The following is a 17,347-nucleotide window of genomic DNA, read 5'->3' as shown; positions in this document are numbered from 1 at the left end:
AAAGCGCTCCGTGATACTATGGATAAGAGTCACCAACACCCTGGTCGTAAAACATACCGTCAGGCGTTTGGTAACGGTACTGACTTTCTTGCTCAGCTTTCTGCTTCGCCTCTTCGGCAGATTTTTCCGCGGCTTCCAGACGACGCTTCTCTTCCAACAACTTCAGTTTTTCGACGCTCTTGACCGAATGTAATACATCCTGCTGTTTTTGCTGCATGAATTTAAGCTGTGTTTTAACTTCATCCAAAGCGCGCTGTGTTTTAATCAGACGGTAATTAATGGAATCGATCTTTTTCACAACCTTAGGATCGATCTCTGCGGCTGCCCCAGTGGCTGCAACCACTGGTGAAGTGGCCTGCGGCAGAGGAACTTTTTCGATTTCAATCGGTTCAGGTAACGGCTCTGCCGTTTTCAGGGGTTCGACATTCGGCACCCCTCCCTGCATTTTCAGAACATCTCCAGCCATCTGCTCAATCTGAAAATTGACAGCATCCAGTTTTTTCTCGACCGCGTCCAAATTTTCCTTAAGCCCGATCGTCGCGCTTATATTCTGTTCACTGCTGACCTTAATCGACTCGATCATGGTCTGCGTTTCTTCGCTTACTCCTGCATTCGAGGCCGCCATAGCACTCCAAACACCGATACCGATTGCAGTCAAAACCAGCACAACTGTCGAAGCGCCAAAAATAATGATTAATTTTTTTAGGGAATCCATCTCTGCCACCGTTAATTGTGATTTGGCCTGATTATTTTTTGAGGCGCGTTTCTTAAGTACCGCTTCGAAGTCTTCATCTTCCAAAGGGGACTCAACGCTATCCGAGGACTTGCTATCGGCTTGAACCGCTTCTTTTAAAGCAGCTGCGCCAGCGACTGCAGCTCCGACGGCCGCGACATCTTCTGCATCTAATGCGGCTTCTTCTGGAGCGGAAGCCTCCGGCTCCTCAGGCTGCTGTTCGCTTGATTCGGTTTCACTGTTTTCCACGACATCCGCAGCAGGAACCTCTTCTTCAGAACGATCTGCTGCCTCTTCAGGAGGCGGCTCGGGGGTCTGTGGCTGAGGGGTTGGAACCTCGGCCGACTCGAGATCATTATCAATATCTTCTAAATCGGAATTTGCATCCAATTCTGCTTCATCCAATAAAGCATCGATACTGTCTAGATCATTTGGATCAATTACATCATCCGGGGTTGCCACAGATACATCCTTAGGTTGTTAAGTCCGAAAAAAAACGCTGGCTTGCCACACAATACGGCTTGCCAACACTTTATTAATCGGTCACAACAGGCGTAACTTTAGCTGCGTCGAGTAAATAAACGGAGGGCAAGAGGTAAAATTGTCCGGAAAGCCGAGTCTCGACCTGACCGACAGAGGTGTTGATTAACCAGTTTTGCTGGTCAAACTGCTCTGAAAGGGTCAAAATCTCGATTGCCGCAGTACCTAAAGCATAAAAAATGCCAGTTTCTGCTTCCGGACGAAAGTTGACGGACTGCTGATAAGCGTCATAAAGGTAGGCGGGTAAAAATGCATAGGTTTTTTGCCATGAGGTCTGGTAGAGACTCAAGTCGGTAAGTTTAGGAGCTTGCGGCGAGAACCACAGATGACGAGTGTCCGAGAGCTGATAAAGATCCAGAAACGGAGAGACCTGAACGGCGTCTTTAGAAGGAAGCAGACTGACCACGACATCGAAATCCTTTCGCGATCGAGGCACATACTCGATCGAACGGCGGATCTGCTTGCGCAATACTGTCGCACGAGTTTTCGATTCGCGGATGCCTAAACCCTCTTCAATGCTATCATCCAGGCTTTTTTCGACGATCTGGGTATCAAACGGAACGGGGTTGGCAGATTGCGCATTTAGAGCGGCAAACTCATCAACCAATCCCATAGCCTTATCGCCATCCTTCACCAACACCAGAGCGCCTCTGTGGAAATTCTCGTGAATGTGATTCACCAGCTTCGACAGTCCGCCGGATCGACCCGGAGACAGCGATTTCTCGTTGGAAAAATAGTGCAGCGGCGCATCATTCAAATAAAGTGTCGGGATTCCGGTCTGTAGATCGTGCCACGCCTCGATATTAAGCTTTTTCAGAGGCCCGATAATCAGATCGGGCTGATAATGCTTCAAACGCTCCCACAGGGAAAACAAACTGCCGTACTCTTCCGTATCAAAACGTACCAGCTGCCCTTTGTAGCCCAGACGCTGCAACGCCTGCTCCATCCCTTGAAGAATTCGCGTCCCGGCGCGTCGATAGTCTCCGCTCATCGGCAAGACCAGCGCAATCGTTGCATCCGGGTTTTGCAGATCAAATTCAAAAGAACTCCCCTGCAGTCCCAGGAATTCAAATAAACTCGGCATTCCTTTTTCGCGTTTTAGATAGCGCTTTAGCTGCTCGACACGTGCTTCGTATATCGGCAGAACACCAGCGCTTTCCAGTTGCTCCACATACCGCCGTAACGATTTGATATCGCCGTTTTTGATCGCCAGCTCGGCTCGCAGAATAAGAATTTCCTGATCGATCTGTTCCAGCTGACTCTGCATCGCTTCAGAGCTTTGCTCAGCCTTCGCCTCACTCTGCTGTGATTTTTTCTCAGAGGATGCGTCGGAACCGAAACCGAACAGTTCCCCAAAACTAAAGGCAAAAGTTGCCGATGAGTAACTTAAACTCAGAGACAAAGCCAACAGCCAACTTTTACGCTTCAAATTCATCATCTTCCCGGCTCCGATACCTTATTCCAATGCGCTTAAGCTAAAGACTTGCTCGCAATTTCATATACATCTTTGGAAACATTATCTCGATCGAGGATACGCTGTAAAGCCGCACGCATCAACTTTTGGCGCTCAGTATCGTAGCGTTTCCAGTGCGTGAAAGGCCCAAGCAACCGGGCTGCAATCTGCGGGTTCAGCTCATCGACTTTGATAATCTGCTCGGCCACCATCCGATAACCGGCTCCGTCAGCACGATGGAATCCGACTAGATTGAGACGCGCGAAAACGCCCAGAAGACTGCGAACCCGGTTTGGATTAGTTAATGAGAAGTCCGGGTGCGACAACAGGCTCTGTGCTTTTTCCAACGCTGTCTCGTTTTGTGTTTCGGCCTGCATGGCAAACCATTTATCAATTACCAGATTATCCCCTTGCCATCGCTGGTAGAAATCCTGCAACGCCAGATCCGTTTGCGAATGTCCCTGGTGAAGCATGATTTTCATGGCTGCAAGCACATCGGTCATATTATGCTGAGCACGATACTGCTCATACACGCGCTCCTGATGTTGCGCCAGACAACCAAGGTAAGACAGGGCAACATTTTTAAGCATACGCTCGGCTATTTGCCGTTTATCATAACGGTATTCGGAATCATTCTGCATGCGCAGATAGGTGTTGCGCCATTCGTCATGTAACGCATGCGCCAAACCGTTTTTAAGCCAATTATGCGCCTGGTGAATCGCATCCACATCAACTTCACGATACTGCTCACCGATATAACCCAACTCAGGCAGCGTCAAATTCATTGCCACCAGCGCCGGATCCAGAGAATGATCGCGCAACAGTTTCTCTGCGGTATCGATAAGCAGCTGCGGAACAGCATACTCTTCACCCGATTTCAAAGCAGCAACCTTGGCCTGTACCGTTCTTAACAGCAAAGTTTGCATCGCCTCCCAGCGCACAAAACTGTCTTCATCGGCAGAAGCCAGCAGCGCCAGTTCCGCATCTCTGTAATCGTAATTCAGTTTCACCGGTGCCGAGAAACCGCGCAAAAGCGACAATACCGGCTGAGTCCGCACTCCGTTAAAAACGAACTGCTGCTGCACTTGCGTCATTTTCAAGACCGCATTGGTCTCACTGCGCAGCTCAACCGTCTGCAGATGGCTTTCAATCGGCTGCAACTGCAAAGAATTGCCTTCGGAATTCAAAATTCCGAAGCCGATAGGAATTAATAACGGCTTGAAATCTTCCGCCCCGGGTAAGCGCTGTTCGCAGTTCAGCGTTAAAGTCTGCGTCTGAGCATCATACTGGCTCTCGATCTTCAGAACAGGCGTCCCCGACTGAACATACCAGTTATGCATCTGCTGCAGATCAACACCATTGGCATCCGCCATGGCGTTACGGAAATCCTGAACGGTGACGGCCTGGCCATCGTGCCGATCGAAATACAGATCCATACCTTTACGGAAACCGCCTTCACCGAGCAGCGTATGATACAGACGAACCACTTCCGCCCCTTTTTCATACACCGTCATCGTATAGAAGTTATTCATTTCAATATAAGACTGCGGCTGGATCGGATGCGACATAGGTCCCGCATCTTCGGGGAACTGATTGGAGCGCAGACGCTTAACATCTTCAATTCGCTTGACTGCTGGGGAGAGCATATCCGCGGTAAACTCCTGATCACGGAAAACCGTCAATCCCTCTTTCAAAGTCAATTGAAACCAATCGCGACAGGTGACACGGTTCCCGGTCCAGTTGTGAAAATACTCGTGGCCGATAACCGCCTCAATTCCCTCGTAATCGACGTCGGTTGCACTCTCCGGCTTAGCAAGGACGAATTTGGAGTTAAAAACATTCAACCCCTTGTTCTCCATCGCACCCATATTGAAATCGTCCACCGCGACGATCATATAGATATCCAAATCGTAAATCAGTCCAAAACGGCTTTCATCCCACGCCATAGAACGTTTAAGCGACTCCATCGCATGCTCGCACTTATCGATATTACGCGGTTCGACATAGATTTCCAAAGCGACATCCCGCCCGTCTTGTGTACGGAAAGTGTCGGAAATTTTTTCCAGGTTACCGGCAACCAACGCAAACAGATAGCACGGTTTCTTGAAAGGATCCTGCCACACTGCGTAATGCTTTCCGTCCGGTAAATCACCGGACTCGATTAAATTACCGTTGGCCAAGAGGTAACGGTTTTGCAATTTATCGGCAACCACCTTGGTCGTAAAAACACTTAACACATCAGGGCGGTCGAAGAAGTAGGTGATTTTCCTAAAGCCTTCCGCTTCGCATTGGGTGCAATAATTACCGCTCGTCCGATACAGCCCTTCCAATGCGGTATTTTTCTCCGGGTTAATCCGGGTCACGATTTCCAGTTCAAACTGTTCTTTATCGGTTGAAAGACTCAATCCGGCCTCTTCGAGCCGACACTGCGAAGTAACATCTTCGCCATCCAAATGCACCGAGAGCAAATCCAAATTCTCACCATCAAGCCACAAATCACCATCACGCAGACGACCGATCTGCATGCGATTGGTCACCCGGGTCGCTTCGGGCTGAAGCAGAAACTCAAGAAACACCGAATCAACGGTAAATGCAGGAGTTTGATAGTCTTTGAGATAATTTACTGTTGGAGCATTCTTTGTCATAGATAACCTTAAGAAAATGGAGTTACAAAAAAACCCCTCTTTTACACTCAAAGAGGGGTTTTATTACAAGTTTGGCTGATATTTTAGCGCGAAAACGAATTAATAATTAAATTCCGCACGACGGTTTTTCGACCATGATGCTTCGGAATGACCTTCATCAACCGGCATATCTTCACCAAAGCTTATAACATTAACTCGGTCAGAACTAATTCCTTCCGCCATAATCGCGTTCTTAACCGACAAAGCACGACGTTCGCCAAGCGCAAGGTTATATTCACGAGAACCGCGTTCGTCACAGTGCCCTGCGATTGTCAGCTTGGCTTGCGGGTTCTGACTTAGGTATTCGGCATTCATTTTAATAATGTCATAGTATTCGGTACGAATATCCGAACGGTCATATTCAAAATAAATCACTTTACCGCTCAACATTGCCTTCATCTGTTCCGGCGTCAGCGCTTTTTTACCCGCGTCAAGATCGGTTGCGCTACTCTGAGCTCCCTGATCTGCAGCACTTTGAGCTGTTGAAGCGGCACCATCAGCTTTAGGCTCGCTGTATTGGTAATTATCATTCACTTCCGGTGTTGCACTACAGCCGACCAACGCAGAGCCCATCAAGGCCGTGGCAAAAAGTTTAGCGTATTTCTTCATTATTCAGAACCCCTTTAAAAATATAACGTTAACAGTTAACTATCCAGTGATTATCAGTTATTCGACACTATACCGCATTAAACTTTAAAAAATAAGCGTCTTGGCGCAAACAGCGCAACAGAAAAAAAGACAGTTTTAACTACTTGATATAAATCAAGTTAATGCCAGGGAGTCTGGTTATAAACAAAACTACAGGTAAAAGTTAATTACTCGTTTTGCTAAGATGGTTGAAAATTTAGAATTTATGTTAGAGAAGCTTAGGTACGAGCTGGAGATTAAAAAATCATCCACAAGCATACTGACAAAATAGACAAAAGTATTAGGCAAAAAAATCCCGGCAGATTTGCCGGGTAAGCGGGCTACATTATGAAAAACCGTTGAGAAAACCTTTCAAACACTCAACGCCTTCACAATTCTTATTAGAACATAAAACAGCCATGCTTTCTTGTTCTGAATCAACTTCAATTACCAAATCAAAACCGGAATTACGCCGTCGCCTTGCATGAATCACAGCTTGAGTGCACGCCGGCGATATGCATCAGACGCTGCATATCGTGAATCATGACCTCTTTCTTCTTCCAGGTAACAATGTTTTCTGCATGAAATTTAGCAAGAATTCGAGACACCGTCTCCGGGGTCAGTCCCAAGTAAACCGCAACATCACGATGCAGAATGCTTAATCTGAATTCATCACTGGCATAGCCGCGGTTGCGATAACGTTCGGACATATTCCATACAAACTGCGCAACTCTTTGATCGGCATTGCGGCGAATCAAAAGTTCCGAATGCATTCGACCATCCAGAACTTCCTTACTGATTGCATTAAGCATCTGTTGGTTCAGGTTTGGAATCGATTCAGTCAGTTCGGTGAATTTTTCAAAAGGCAGGGTACAAACACTGGTGGTATCGAGCGCGACAGCGCTATATTGATGCTGTTTACTGCCCAAGGCATCAATTCCAAGAACATCGCCCGGCAGGTAGAAGCCGTGTACGATCTCTTCACCGCCATCAGTAAACGAATAAAGCTTTATAACTCCGGCTCGTATCGCAAACAGTGCGCTGAACTTATCACTGGCTTCAAAAAGATGCTGTCCTTTCTTTAAAGGAGAGCGTCGATCCACGATATCATCCAAACGATCTACGTCTTCGCGGCGCAAACCAGTAGGGAAACACACTTTTTGCAAACCGCAGTTTTTGCAGCTGACATTAAAGGCTGACTTAACTTCTTTCATAGAACCGTCTACTTAATTGTCCTTAATCAAGTTTTGATTGTATCCCTTTTAAAAATACGAATCACTAAAAAAATTATATGATTATTCTATATACACATAAATACTTACTCAAGAGTTTATTCATAGTTCCTACGGAATTTATATTATAAAAAGGTAATGTGACTATTTTTTAATCAGCAGTTTAACACCCTTGTAATTTCCTGCGTTTAAAGCACTTATTTCATAATTACTCACATAGTTATCCACAGTTTCTGTGGAAAAACACACAAGCCCACCAACACCCGCCATTTTTTCAAACAAAACAAACTTTCCTTTCATTATCAATAACTTAAGAGAACAAAAGAAAACCACTTCCGAGCCAATACTAAATAATTCCCCTCCTTGTCAAGTCAATACAAAATTTTTATTCACTTTTATTTTTGTCAAGAGTTAAAAGATTTTTTTGAGGCAAAAAATCCCTTAAATGACGCTTATGTTAAAATTGTGCGAACAGCAACATCGGATAAACTTTTTTAATAAAGGATTAAGGAAATGGCAAAATTTCTGGCAATCGGGAATGCCGTACTGGATACAATTTTTACCGTTGAGCAACACCCTAAGGAGGATCAAGAGATCCGAGCCATCGGCAGGGAAAACAGAGTTGGCGGCAATGTAAACAACATGCTTTACATCCTAAACCAACTCGGTCACGAAGCGGCAATCTGCTCAACAAGCGCAACCGATGCGGAATCAAAACAGCTCATCGCAGGAATGCAGGAGCGAGGCATCGACTGCACACATATCCAAAAGTTTATTCAAGGCAGTACGCCAAACTCCATCGTGACCCTTAACGCTCATAATGGAAGCCGTACTATCGTCCACTACCGCGATCTACCGGAAGTCAGCTTTGACTTTTTTGCCAAAATCGAAATCGAAGAATATGACTGGCTTCACTTTGAAGGACGTAATGTCGACAACCTGCAAGGGATGCTCAATATCAGTAAAACGTTCCTGGATAATCAACCGATTTCAATGGAAGTGGAAAAACCCCGTGAAAACATTGAATCCCTTTTCCATCAAGCCAATCTGATTATCTTTTCGCATCACTATGCCGGCGCCAAAGGCTTTAACAACGGTGAAGAACTGCTGAACGATATTGCCAAGCTGGCCCCTAACAGCCAGCTGGTCTGTACCTGGGGCGCTAAAGGCGTCTGGTATAAAGCGCTCAACGCGAAAGTCGAACACCTGCCGGCACTACCGGTCAACCCGGTTGTCGATACCCTCGGAGCCGGGGACACATTTAATGCAGGACTGCTTCATAAGCTATCCGAAGGTGCCTCCCTGTCCGAGGCGTGCGAATTTGCCAACCACCTGGCCGCGCAGAAAATTCAGAAGATGGGACTGGATGACGTCCTTAACGCTAAACCGGAAAACCAGCCGATCGCCAATATTAAACAGCTGAGCAAGGCCAAAGCGACAGTAATCGACTTAAATAACCGCGGCGGCGTCATCCTCATTAAGCAGGATGAAGAAGTTCGTGCCTACGAAAATAATTGCCCGCATCAGAATGTGCCTCTAAACGAAGCCTATAAAATCGATGTAAACCCTTTTGATCAAACAATGAAGTGTTCGGTACACGACGCCTTCTTTAAGATTGACGACGGCGAATGCGTCGAAGGTCCTTGCTGGGGCGAACATCTTACACCCGTCAGCATCCGCATGGATGATCAGGGCGATATTTACCTGATCTAAAATCAAAAAAGGCTCACAATTGTGAGCCTTTTTTTAACTTGGATATTTTTATAAATTTCTCTGCCGGAAGGCTTCGTAAAGCGTCACTCCTGTCGCAACAGAGACATTCAGACTCTCGACACTGCCCACCATTGGAATCGCTGCCAGATGGTCACACGCCTCACGCGTCAGACGTCGTAATCCGGTTCCTTCCGCGCCCATCACAATTCCGATCGCCCCAGAGAAATCCTGCTGATAAATGGTTTTGTCAGTCTCACCCGCCAAACCGATCATCCACATACCATTCTGCTGCAACTCTTTCATGCTGCGTACCAGATTCGTGACCACAACCAGCTTAACGGTATCAGCCGCACCACAAGCCACTTTTCGTACCGTAGCATTAACCCCGACAGACTGGTTTTTAGGAATGATGACAGCATCCACACCAACAGCGTCGGCGGTGCGCAGAATCGCGCCTAAATTATGTGGGTCCTGTACCTCGTCCAGAAAAACAAACAGAGGATTATCCGTTTCTTCGGCGATTTTCAACAGATCCGCTTCGCTCAAATCCTTCTGCTTTTCGACCATGGCCATAACACCCTGGTGATTGCCATCAATCTTGGCAAAAGCGGATTTATTAACCAACTCTACCTGCAGGCCTAAAGAACGAGCCTGATCCAGTAGCGCCTGTTGACGAGAGTTCAAACGCCCTTTCAGAAAAGAGATGCTGAAAACCGACTGCGGAGCCTGCTTGATAAAGCGCTCAATCGCATGAATGCCGAAAATCAACTGTTGCTTCACGATTTCGCCTTCGGCTTGGAAGATTTACCACCGCTACGCTTCTTGCGATAGTAGCGTTTTTTACGAGGCTTTTTCTTAGCGCCGTTATCGTCTTTTGGTTCGCCTTCGGTCAGAGCAGAATCCTCTCGAACCTCTTCGGATTCGACGACATCCTCGGATTCCGTCAGGCTCTCAATAAAACGCAAATCTACTTTGCGCTCATCCAGGTTGACCTGAGCAACCTGAACCTTAATGCGATCACCTAAACGATAAACTTTACCGGTACGCTCCCCTTTCAGGCAGTGACGGGCATTGTCGTAATGGAAGTAATCGTCACCCAGCTCGGTAATGTGCACCAAGCCTTCAACATACAGAGGATCCATTTCAACAAACAAACCAAAGTTGGTCGCAGCGGTAATCACCGCTTCATACTCTTCGCCCAGTCGGTGAGAAAGGAATTCGCACTTCAAGAAGGTTTCTGCATCACGGGTTGCATCGTCTGCACGACGCTCGGTATCCGAACAGTGCTGCCCCATTTCCACCATTTTGGCATCGTCATAAATGAATTCCGCAATTGGCTGTTTACTCCAAACATGGCGGATTGCTCGATGTACCAACAGATCCGGATAACGTCGAATCGGTGAAGTAAAGTGCGTATAGTTCTCATAATTCAGACCAAAGTGGCCTTTGTTTTCAGGATGATAAACCGCCTGATTCATGGAACGCAGCATAACCGTCTGCACCAGATGCTTGTATGGTTTGTCATCGACCTGAGCCGCAACCTCGGCAAAATCCTGAGCGGTTGGCGTATCACCACCATTTAGAGTCAAACCGAAGTCCGCCAGGAAAGTCCGCAGGTTCTGCAAGCGGTCTTCCATCGGCGATTCATGAACACGATACACGATCGGCATTTTGTGCCATTTCAGGAAACGTGCCGTAGCCACGTTTGCCATCAACATACACTCTTCGATCAGCTTATGCGCGTCATTACGCACGACCGGAACGATTTCTTTGATCTTTCGCTCATCATCAAACACAATGCGTGTTTCAGTAGTATCAAACTCCAGCGCGCCGCGTTCTTCACGAGCCTTCTGCAGAACCTTGAACAATTCATATAGCGTATCGACGTTTTCAATCTGTTCGGAATACTCTGATCTTAGAGGCGAGTTCGCGTCGGTAACCATTTCGTTAACCTGAGTATAGGTTAGACGCGCCTTGGAGTTCATTACAGCCTGATAAAACTGGGTACGTTCAAGCTTACCGTTCTCGTCAATCGCCATATCGGCAACCATACAAAGACGGTCAACATGAGGGTTCAATGAACATAGCCCATCGGAAAGCTTGGACGGCAGCATCGGAACCACGCGTTGCGGGAAATAAACCGAGTTGCCGCGCTTAAGCGCTTCCTTGTCCAGCTCGGTTCCCGGCTTAACGTAATGCGATACGTCAGCAATGGCAACAATAAGCTTCCAGCCGTTCTTACGACGCTTGGCAAACACCGCATCATCGAAATCTTTCGTATCTGCGCCGTCAATCGTGACCAGTTGCAGGTTACGAAGATCCTTACGTCCTTCCAGATCCGCTTCAGTCACTTCGTCACCGATCTGATCCAGTTCGGCAATCAGCGCATCCGACCAGCTATTTGGAATTCCGTGGGCGTGAATCGCCGAATCAATCTCCATCCCCGGAGCCATATAATCCCCGACGACTTCAACCACTTTCCCGATCGGGCCGGAACGTGCCGAAGGCTGATGCAGAATTTCAACCAGAACGATCTGGTCTTCTTTAGCATCCATCAAGCCATCTTGCGGAATGAATACATCCTGCGCAATGCGATTATTGTCCGGACGCACCCAGGCCATACCGTCTTCCAGACTCAAACGTCCCAGAAGCTGAGCAGTACAGTGTTCGGTTACCTCGACGATAATCCCTTCCTGACGGCCGCGACGATCCTCACCGACAACCGATGCGATAACGCGGTCGCCATGCAGGATTTTATGCATCTCTTTTTCGGACAGGAACAGATCCTTACCGCCTTCGTCAGGAACAACAAAACCGAATCCGTCCGGGTGTCCAAGAACGCGGCCTTTAATCAGATCCATCTTCTTAAGCAGACCGAAAGCGCCGCGGCGGTTGCGAATCAGCTGCCCGTCACGCACCATCGCTTTCAGGCGGCGAGACAAGGCTTCATAGCGCTCTTCATCATCCTCATCGACATCAACCGCTTTGGCTACTTCAAACAGACGCAAAGGCTTCTGTAACTCTTCCAGCGTCTGCAAAATAAATTCACGGCTAGGGATTGGATTGTCGTACTTTTCTGCCTCACGCGTTGCATGAGGATCGTTAAGGTCTGTTTGTTTTTCAGTAGTCACTGTTTACCATCTAATCTAATTTGGATTCCACGATCTGCAGAACCCCTATTCAAACAAGGCTCCCGAGGCTTTTAGCAGCGGAATCGTCTGCAAAATTTGGGCCATTATAACAAAAGAAATTGACCGGTTCCGTTAAAGACGTAACTCAGATAAAAAAGTCAAATTGAAAAGCGATTCTCTGCCTCATCCGACCGCTTTCATCGCAATTGAAAAAACGTCACCCAGAAGCTTTACAGAGACGATAAAAAAAGGCCGCTGCGTTTACGCACAGCCGCCCTCTCAAAATATGCATCATTTTTCTTGAACAAGAAACGTTTAACCCTATAACGCTGACAACTCGGCCTCCATCCAATCAGTGTCTTGCGGATAAAGTTTATGCGCCAACTGTCTTAATGCCGACTGAAGAGCCTCTTCCAAAACCGGGTGATAGAAAGGCATTCTCAACAGATCCAAAACAGTCAACTTCTGCTCAATCATCCACGCCAGAAGGTGCGCCATGTGCTCACCTTCAAACAAAAATAACTCTGCACCCAACAACTGCTTGCTTTCCTTATCCGCAAACAGCGAAATCGCCCCCTTATCTTGCCCAATGACAATCGCTCGGCCGTTAGCACAGTTCAATTTAAAGGTTACCGTCTCGATTTTATCCGCATCGAGTTCCGAATAACGCTGACCAACCAGTCCGATTTGTGGATCGGTAAAAGCCACCCCTAAACTGGTTTTACGCGCATAGGCCGAAATCTGCGGATATGAAACGGCATTCAGCACTGCCATACGTCCTTCATCTCCGGCTTCATGCAAAATTTGACGATAACCGTTGACATCTCCGGCAATAAAAATCGGCTTGTCTTCGATCTGCGAAGTATGCAGATCGAAATTCGGCATGCCACGTTCATCCAGCTCGACACCCGCTGCCGCCAGATTCAAATTATCGATATTCGGACGGCGGCCAAGCGACGCGAAAACCGCATCGACATACACTTTTTCCTCGCCGATCTGTACTTCGACTTCCTCCGGATTATCCGGGTTTAAACGCAAGTTCGCGGCAACACCCAAATGAACCGGAAACTCTTTGGAAAACTCGGCAACCGCTTCTTCCACTACCTCAGGCACACTCAATCCGCCCAAAGTATTGAGCATCTCGACACCGACCACCTCGATACCGAGACGAGCCAGCGCCTGCCCCAACTCCAACCCGATAACACCAAGACCAATCACCGCAATCCGTTTTGGAAGCGTTTCGAGCTCAAAAATCTCATCACTGGTCATAAGCTTATCGCCCAGTTCTTTCCACGGCGCCGGCACAACCGGACGAGAACCGTTAGCGATAATAATGCGCTCCGCTTCAATCACTTCGCCATTCACTTTAAGCTGATTCGGCGCCACAAATTCTGCGTAACCCTCAATCAACTGCTCCGGGGCAAGCATATCCGTCGAGCCGGATTTCACACCGCCGGTAAAACGATCACGCAAAGCACGTACTCTTTGCATGACCTTAACCAGATCGACTTCCTGCTGTTCAGCATTCTCAATGCCGATTTCCGCCATATGATGACGCTGGTGATAATGATTCGCCGTATGAATCAGAGCTTTCGAAGGCATACAACCAACGCGGGCGCAGGTTGTTCCGTAAGGACCGCCTTGAATCATGACAAAATCTTCGTTGCGTTTCTTTAAATAAGAGAGTGCCGTCAAACCGGAAGTTCCCGCGCCGATAATCGCGTATTTCACCTTTCGCATAATTTTCTCCAATACACACAAGCAAACAGTACTCTCTTATATTAGTTAAAATTCATATTGAAAAGTTGAAGCAGCACAAGTATTCATCTGAAATCAAAAAAACAGCGCAAAGCGATTTTGAATGACTAAAATAGGGGCTGGACTCACAAGGATTGTATTCAGGTATATGGCAGGAATCCGCTTACCGACCAAAAGGCCTCTGCACAGAGCATTGCTTGTCTTCAGTGTACTCTGTTCCAGTGCCTGCGGCATCGCCCTCAGCCCGTCGGCAGCCTCGCAGGAAGCGATTCTGTCGGATAAAACTCGTACCGGCGATTCAATCAACCAACGCATCAACAGCCAGTTTATCGGCGACCTTGAAGAGATTCGCAAACGCCGGATATTACGTGTCCTGGTCAGTTACAATCGAACCAACTTTTTCCATACCGACAAAGGCCCGCGCGGAATCGAATATGAATTGATGACCGCGTATGAAAAATACCTTAACCGCGGACCGCGAAAAGAACGCTTCAAAACCCACCTGGTTTTCCTGACCCGGCCTTTCAACCAATTGATTAATGCCCTGACACTCGGCGAAGGCGACATTGTCGCATCCGGCCTAACCATTACGCCGGAACGGAAACAGCTGGTCGACTTCACAGCCCCCTATATCAAAAACGTCAACGAAATTCTGGTTTCCTTCAAGGGTGCCAAGCCGATAACCCGCATTGAAGAGCTGGCCGGCGAACAGATTATCGTCGTTGCCAACAGCAGCTACATCGTGCAACTGCAACAGATCAATCTGGCTTTGGGCGGACTCGGGCTGGAAAGTATGGAGATTATTCAAGCCAACGAACTGCTCGAAGCCGAAGACATTCTGGAAATGGTCAACGCCGGTCTATTCCACTACACGATTGTCGACAGCCACATTGCCAACATTTACAGTTCGGCTTATAAAAACATTATCGTGCATGACGATTTCATCCTCCGTAACGGCGGAGAAATCGCTTGGGCAATCAATAAAGGCCTGCCTAAATTCAAAGCCTCGCTGAACGATTTCATTGAGAATTATGCTCGCCAAGGCCGTTATCTGGGCAACGTCCTGTACCGTCGATACTTCGAAAACACGGCCTGGATTCAACACCCGTTGGATTTTACCGCACTGGATAAAACCCCTTGTTTACAGTATTACTTTGAAAAATACGCTCAATTTTACGACTTCGACTGGTACCTGATCGCCGCCCAGGCGTATAAAGAGTCCAAATTCGATCAGAATCTGGTCAGCCGGCGCGGTGCTTACGGTGTTATGCAGATAAAACCCAGTACCGCCAACTCCAAACACGTACGCATAGCCAACATTAAAACCGACATGGAGAACAACATCCATGCGGGGATTCGCTATCTGGCATCCTTACGCGACTATTACTTCGACAAACCGGAATACGCTCCCGAGGACGTCATCAACTTCTCGCTTGCCGCTTATAACGCCGGCCCAGGACGAGTTCGCCAGCTGCAACGGATTGCCAAAAGAAAAGGGCTTGACCCTTACAAATGGTTCTACAATGTTGAAACTATCGCGCGAAATGAAATCGGACTGGAAACCGTCAACTACGTCACTTTTATTCAAAAAACGAAAGAGGCACTCAAACTGGCGACCCAGCTGGAAAAAGAGAAGCGGTTGTTAAAACAGCAACACCTGAATGAATTAAACCCGGAAAACAGTAATTTCCCGGGCCCGGTTGATGATGATTTGCGACTGGATTATTCACCATTCGACGAAACCGGTGATGAGCAGGAGCTGAATGAGGACAATGAAGATATCACGCCCGCGACATCAAAGCAGCCTGCGCCGGCCATAGGACCTAAAAATTAACCGCGCACGCTTGAGGTTTCACCGGATCATTAACGCTACGGGCGGTAGACACGTACATTTTCAAAACCTTCGTCCCGCAGATATTGGGCATGCAGCTGGCTCATCACCCCTTTATCGCAATACAACAGATACTGCTTATCCTGATCCAGACTCTTGAACTCACGCCCCAGCACATTAAACGGCATCGTAATATGCTCAAGCCCAAGCGGTCGTGCCTTACGCTCTTCGTCACGGCGAATATCAATCAGCACTGCATCGCCGACCTCATTCAACACTTCTACTGCCTGCGTCTGATTGACATCTTCAATAATCTGATCGACATTCAAATACTGAGCATCCTCAACCGCTTTATCCAAAACCGCCAAATCGAAATGACTCTCTTCGCGCTTGGCGCGTTCGAATGAACCGCTGGTGACCGGGTTGCGAGAAATCACTCCACAATACTCCGGCATCGACTCGGCAAATTCACGGGTTCCGATCTTATCGGCAATAGCCATAATTTCCGGTTTATCCATCACCGCAAGAGGGCGCAATACCAGCTTATTGCTCGCTTCATCGATAATTGCCAAGTTTCGTAGCGTCTGACTACTGACTTGAGCGACGCTTTCTCCGGTGACCAACGCATCGATCCCCATATTGTGCGCTACCTGTTCAGCAGCCTTGATCATCAGACGCTTGAGCATCACGCCCATATAACTTTCATGCGAAGCACGGAAAATCTCGTCCACGACACCGTCAAAAGGCACTGAAACAAATTTCACACGATGCGATGCGCCAAATTTATTCCACAGATAAAGCGCCACTTGCTTTACACCGATCTCGTGCGCAGCACCGCCAAGATTAAAGAAGATAAAGTGCGTCTTAAGACCTCGCTTCATGGTTAAGTAGCTGGCAACGGTTGAATCAAAACCGCCGGACATCAGTGAAAGAACTTCACCCTGCCCCCCCATTGGGAAACCGCCAAGTCCGTCAAAACGACCGGTTACCACATTTAGAATTTTATCGTGCAGATCGAGCTTCACCGTCACATCGGCATTTTTCAGATCGACACCGGCACTCTCGCCAAGCTGAAACAGACGACTACCTACATAACGCTCGATCTCATTCGAGTTAACCGCATGATTACCGGCACGCTTTACGCGAACCACAAAACGCTTACCGCGAATTTTATCGGCAAAAAACTCAACCGCCTTATCGGCGATTAAATCCAGGTCGTCGCCGGTTTCAAAAGCCTCAACTTCCCAAAACTGCTGAACTCCCGGTGTACGTTGCAACAGACTGCGTACCGCCAGGTGCATTTCACTATCGCAATACACCTCGATCTTATCGTGAAAACGGCGTACCCGACTTTCGCCTTCAATGCGTCCCAGCAAACGCTTTAAATTATCGGTCAACATCATAATCATACGCTTTTTAACCGGCGCGCCCTTGACCATAATTTCCGGGAAAAACTTAACAATAAATTTCATCAAATTAACTCAATACTACTTTTTTGAAAAGGCGACACAATCAGGCGTCACAAGAACATATCGACTCTTATCGAAGGATCTCTCAAACCCGACGACAGATCTTTATAAACAAAGGACTAAGAACCGCCAAATTAAAACAATTTCGCTATTTTACCCTATCCTGTGCGCCGCGT

General features: G+C 47.6%; 12 protein-coding genes. 2 read left to right on the top strand and 10 right to left on the bottom strand.

Features of this window, described 5'->3' with window-relative positions:
* Window positions 1-16: 16 nt before the first annotated feature.
* From J3999_RS08180 to J3999_RS08155, 6 genes are all read right to left on the bottom strand, one after another.
* Entirely contained in the window at window positions 17-1,195 is a 1,179-nt protein-coding gene (locus J3999_RS08180; protein ID WP_208127420.1) for a hypothetical protein, read from the bottom strand.
* A 73-nt stretch (window positions 1,196-1,268) separates the two neighbouring features.
* Window positions 1,269-2,711: a penicillin-binding protein activator gene (locus J3999_RS08175; RefSeq protein WP_208127419.1), complete on the bottom strand. Its 1,443-nt coding sequence runs from the start codon at window positions 2,709-2,711 to the stop codon at window positions 1,269-1,271.
* 32 nt (window positions 2,712-2,743) lie between these two features.
* Window positions 2,744-5,371, bottom strand: a complete 2,628-nt coding sequence (gene pepN / locus J3999_RS08170) for an aminopeptidase N (RefSeq protein WP_208127418.1) — start codon at window positions 5,369-5,371, stop codon at window positions 2,744-2,746.
* 99 nt (window positions 5,372-5,470) lie between these two features.
* A complete protein-coding gene (pal, locus tag J3999_RS08165) occupies window positions 5,471-6,019 on the bottom strand; it encodes a peptidoglycan-associated lipoprotein Pal (RefSeq protein WP_208127417.1) in 549 nt (182 codons plus the stop codon).
* 485 nt (window positions 6,020-6,504) lie between these two features.
* Window positions 6,505-7,251, bottom strand: coding sequence for a fumarate/nitrate reduction transcriptional regulator Fnr (gene fnr / locus J3999_RS08160; protein WP_208127416.1), 747 nt, complete (start codon window positions 7,249-7,251; stop codon window positions 6,505-6,507).
* Window positions 7,252-7,413: 162 nt separating this feature from the next.
* Window positions 7,414-7,551, bottom strand: coding sequence for a hypothetical protein (locus J3999_RS08155; RefSeq protein WP_208127415.1), 138 nt, complete (start codon window positions 7,549-7,551; stop codon window positions 7,414-7,416).
* A gap of 231 nt (window positions 7,552-7,782) precedes the next feature.
* On the opposite strand from J3999_RS08155, the gene J3999_RS08150 reads away from it, so the two are divergent.
* Window positions 7,783-8,982: a PfkB family carbohydrate kinase gene (locus tag J3999_RS08150; RefSeq protein ID WP_208127414.1), complete on the top strand. Its 1,200-nt coding sequence runs from the start codon at window positions 7,783-7,785 to the stop codon at window positions 8,980-8,982.
* A 48-nt stretch (window positions 8,983-9,030) separates the two neighbouring features.
* Here J3999_RS08150 and rlmB read toward each other — a convergent pair whose 3' ends face one another.
* The 3 genes from rlmB to J3999_RS08135 all read right to left on the bottom strand — a co-directional run bounded on the left by rlmB (window position 9,031) and on the right by J3999_RS08135 (window position 13,853).
* Window positions 9,031-9,762 (bottom strand): 23S rRNA (guanosine(2251)-2'-O)-methyltransferase RlmB, encoded by a 732-nt coding sequence (gene rlmB / locus J3999_RS08145; RefSeq protein WP_208127413.1) that lies wholly within the window; start codon window positions 9,760-9,762, stop codon window positions 9,031-9,033.
* On the bottom strand, window positions 9,759-12,113 hold the full coding sequence (gene rnr, locus J3999_RS08140) for a ribonuclease R (RefSeq protein WP_208127412.1): 2,355 nt from the start codon (window positions 12,111-12,113) through the stop codon (window positions 9,759-9,761). The genes rlmB and rnr overlap by 4 nt, the downstream gene beginning before the upstream one ends.
* A gap of 321 nt (window positions 12,114-12,434) precedes the next feature.
* Complete coding sequence (locus J3999_RS08135; protein WP_208127411.1) at window positions 12,435-13,853, bottom strand: dihydrolipoyl dehydrogenase; 1,419 nt, start codon at window positions 13,851-13,853, stop codon at window positions 12,435-12,437.
* A 166-nt stretch (window positions 13,854-14,019) separates the two neighbouring features.
* Here J3999_RS08135 and J3999_RS08130 point away from each other — a divergent pair, with 166 nt between their 5' ends.
* Entirely contained in the window at window positions 14,020-15,705 is a 1,686-nt protein-coding gene (locus tag J3999_RS08130) for a transglycosylase SLT domain-containing protein (RefSeq protein WP_243755391.1), read from the top strand.
* A 35-nt stretch (window positions 15,706-15,740) separates the two neighbouring features.
* Here J3999_RS08130 and thiI read toward each other — a convergent pair whose 3' ends face one another.
* Window positions 15,741-17,174: a tRNA uracil 4-sulfurtransferase ThiI gene (gene thiI / locus J3999_RS08125; protein WP_208127410.1), complete on the bottom strand. Its 1,434-nt coding sequence runs from the start codon at window positions 17,172-17,174 to the stop codon at window positions 15,741-15,743.
* Window positions 17,175-17,347: the final 173 nt, after the last annotated feature.

Origin of the sequence: Thiomicrorhabdus sp. 6S3-12 (assembly GCF_017571475.1) — a bacterium.
Classification (GTDB): Bacteria; Pseudomonadota; Gammaproteobacteria; order Thiomicrospirales; family Thiomicrospiraceae; genus Thiomicrorhabdus.
Note: the sequence above shows the minus strand (reverse complement) of the source record. Positions and strands in the feature narration are given on the sequence as shown.